Source organism: Streptomyces sp. NPDC019937, assembly GCF_040631655.1.
GTDB lineage: Bacteria > Actinomycetota > Actinomycetes > Streptomycetales > Streptomycetaceae > Streptomyces.
In genome coordinates this window covers 1-3,871 of record NZ_JBEYAL010000107.1, presented here as the reverse complement: position 1 = coordinate 3,871, position 3,871 = coordinate 1, and the positions used below count along the sequence as shown (strand labels likewise).

1 protein-coding gene is annotated in these 3,871 nt (G+C 70.5%); it reads left to right on the top strand.

Annotated elements, in window-relative coordinates:
* The coding region (locus ABZ562_RS41035) for an SDR family NAD(P)-dependent oxidoreductase (protein ID WP_361490542.1) at nucleotides 1-3,871 on the top strand (3,871 nt) is incomplete at both ends.

Sequence of the window (3,871 nt, the reverse complement as noted above, 5' to 3'; positions counted from 1 at the left end):
CTACTGGGCCCAACACATCCGCCAACCCGTCCACTTCCACCCCGCCATCACCCACACCGCACCCCACACCCACACCTACCTCGAACTCGGACCCGACCCCACCCTCACCACCGCCACCCAACACACCCTCCACCACCACAACCACCCCGCCCCACTCCTCACCACCACCCTCACCCACAAACAACCCGACACCCAAGCCTTCGCCAACGCCCTCGCACGACTCCACACCACTGGGGCCGACGTCGACTGGGCACCCTGGTTCCCCGCCAGCCCGGCACCACGGCTTGTCGCGTTGCCGACGTACGCCTTCCAGCACCAGCGGTTCTGGCTCGCTCCGCCTGATGCCCGTAACAGCGGCGCCGGTGTGGGGGCGGACCCGGCCGAGGCACAGCTGTGGCACGCCATCGAAGAGCTGGACGTCGACGCCCTCACCAGCACCCTCCAGTTGGAGAAGAACAGCCCCGGCATCGACGCGCTCCTGCCCGCGCTCCCGGTCCTCTCGGCCTGGCGGCGTCAGCATCGCGAGCAGGCTGTCATCGACTCCTGGCGTTACCGGACCACCTGGCAGCAGCTGCCCGACTCCCCCACGGCGGCCCTGAGCGGTCCCTGGCTGGTGGTTGTCCCCGTCGGTCAGGAGGACCACTCCGCGGTCCAGACCGTCGTGCAGGCGCTTCAGGCCCATGGAGCCACGGCGTCCATCCATGCGCTCCCTACGGAGGACTCACGTCGCGATGTCCTCACCGAGCGGCTGACGCAGCTCGCCGAAAACACTCCGATCTCGGGTGTGCTGAGCCTGCTCGCCCTCGACACTGCGGCCCACACCGAACACTCCGCCGTCCCTACCGGACTCATCGGTACGGTCACACTGCTCCAGGCGCTCGGCGACACCGACATCACCGCTCCCCTGTGGTGTCTCACGCAGGGCGCGGTCGCCGCCGGCCGTACGGATCCACTCCCCCACCCGGCCCAGGCCCAGGTCTGGGGGCTGGGCCGGGTAGCCGCTCTCGAACACCCACAACGTTGGGGTGGGCTCATCGATCTACCCACCACCGTGACCCACCACACCGCCGGCCGGCTCGCCGCCCTGCTGGTCCCGGGACAACCTGAGGACCAGGTCGCGATCCGCACCACCGGCATCTACGCCCGCCGCCTCGGCCACGCCGCTCCCGGACCGTTCGCGAACCCGGCGCCGTGGCAGCCGACGGGTACGACGCTGATCACCGGCGGCACCGGCGGGCTCGGCGCCCACATCGCACGCTGGCTCGCCCATGAGGGCGCACCGCATCTCCACCTCATCAGCCGGTCCGGCCCCGACGCCCCCGGCGCCGACCAGCTCAGCGAAGAACTCACCGCGCAGGGTGCCTCGGTCACCATCTCCGCGTGCGACGTCTCGAACCGGGACGCGTTGCAACACCTCATCGACTACATCCCCGCCGAACACCCACTGACCACCGTCATCCACGCCGCCGGAACCATGGATCTCGGCCCGATCGCCGAGCTGGCGCCCGAGCGGCTGCAGTACGTGCTGCACTCCAAGGCGCTGGCCGCCACCCATCTGCACGAGATCACCCGGGACCTCGGTCTCGACACCTTCGTACTCTTCTCGTCGAACGCCGCGACCTGGGGCAGCGGGCAGCAGGCCGCCTACGCCGCGGCGAACGCCTACCTCGACGCCCTCGCCGAACACCGCCGTGCCCAGGGGCTCCCCGCCACCAGCATCGCCTGGGGACCCTGGAGCGAGGCGGGCATGGCCGCCGACGAGAACACGCTCTCTCACCTCAGGCGGCGCGGCCTCTCTCCGCTGACCATCGATCTCGCCATCAAGTCCCTGCACCGCGCCCTGACGTACGACGACACCACTGTCACGGTGGCCGATGTCGATTGGGAGAGGTTCTGCAGCGCCTTCACGGCACAGCGCCCGAGCCCGTTCCTCACCCCGGTGATGGCCCCCGCCGTCGAGCACACCACCTCCATCACTTCCGCCGCCGCGGCCACTCCGCTGAGGAAGCAGCTCACCGCCGCCACGGCGGACCAACAGCAGCAGCTCCTGGTGCGCCACATCCAGACCCTCGCCGCCACCATCCTCGGCCATCCCGGCCTCGAGGCGGTCACGCCCACACAGCCCTTCCAGGAACTCGGATTCGACTCGCTCACCGCCGTCGAACTGCGCAATCAGCTTGTCGCCACCACCGGTCTGGAACTCGCTCCCGCCCTCGTCTTCGACCACCCCACGCCGAGTGCGCTCGCCACGTACCTGCGCGCTGAACTTACCGGTCAGACGCCCGCTGTCAGCACCCATACACCCTCCATGGCCGTTGATGACGAACCCATCGCGATCATCGGCATGGCCTGCCGCTACCCCGGCGGGGTGCGCTCCCCGGAGGAGCTGTGGACGTTGGTCGCCGAGGGCCGGGACGCCGTCGCGGCGATGCCCACCGACCGGCACTGGGACCTGGACACGCTCTTCCACCCCGATCCGGAGCGTCTGGGCACCAGCTACGCGCGGGAGGGCGGTTTCCTGTACGACGCGGCCGCGTTCGATGCGGCGTTCTTCGGCATCAGCCCGCGCGAAGCACTCGCCATGGACCCCCAGCAGCGGCTGCTCCTCGAAACCGCATGGGAGACCTTCGAAAGCGCCGGACTCGACCGTGACACGCTCAGCGGCAGTAACACCGGCGTCTTCGCGGGCGGCACGTACCAGGGCTATGGCGCGGTCGGAAGTTCCTCGGCCCAGGAGGTCGAGGGTTATCTCCTCGCGGGCGGCACCCCGAGCGTGATGTCCGGACGGGTGGCGTACACCTTCGGTCTGGAGGGACCGGCGGTGACGGTGGACACCGCGTGCTCGTCGTCGCTGGTCGCGATGCATCTGGCGGCTCAGGCGCTACGGCAGGGCGAATGCACTCTCGCCCTGGCCGGTGGGGTGACGGTGATGGCCACCCCGACCACCTTCATCGAGTTCTCCCGCCAGCGCGGACTGGCGGCCGACGGGCGCTGCAAGCCCTTCGCCTCCGCGGCCGACGGCACGGCCTGGGGTGAAGGAGCCGGCCTTCTGCTGCTGGAGCGGCTGTCGGACGCCCGGCGCAACGGCCACCGCGTACTGGCGGTCGTGCGGGGCTCAGCGGTCAACCAGGACGGCACAAGCAACGGACTGACGGCACCGAACGGGCCCTCCCAGCAGCGGGTCATCGGCCAGGCCCTCGCCAACGCCCGGCTGTCGCCCGCCGAGGTCGACGTGGTGGAGGGGCATGGCACCGGGACCACCCTCGGCGACCCGATCGAGGCCCAGGCGCTGCTGGCCACGTACGGACAGGACCGGCCGGAGGATCGCCCCCTGTGGCTCGGCTCCATCAAGTCCAACATCGGCCACACCCAGGCGGCTGCCGGTGTGGCCGGTGTGATCAAGATGGTGATGGCGATGCGGCACGGGCTGCTGCCCGCCTCGCTGCACATCGACGAGCCGAGTCCGAACGTGGACTGGACGGCTGGTGACGTACGGCTGCTGACCGAGCCCGTCCCCTGGCCGCAGGCCGAATGGCCACGCCGCGCGGGTGTGTCCTCCTTCGGCATCAGCGGCACCAATGCTCACGTGATCGTGGAGCAGGCCCCGGACGCGCCGCAGGCCACACCCCGGGGCGCGGAGGCCGGCGGGGTCGTGCCGTGGGTGGTGTCGGCGAGGAGTACGGAGGCACTGCGCGGCCAGGCGGCGGCACTGCTCGGCCGGGTGACGGCGGACGACGACGCGTCGTCGGTCGAGGTGGGCTGGTCACTGCTGAAGGCCCGCTCGCTGTTCGACCACCGAGCTGTCGTGATCGGGGAAGACCGCGAGGAACTGATGGCGGGCTTGCAGGCCCTGGCGAGCGGGGCGCCGCAT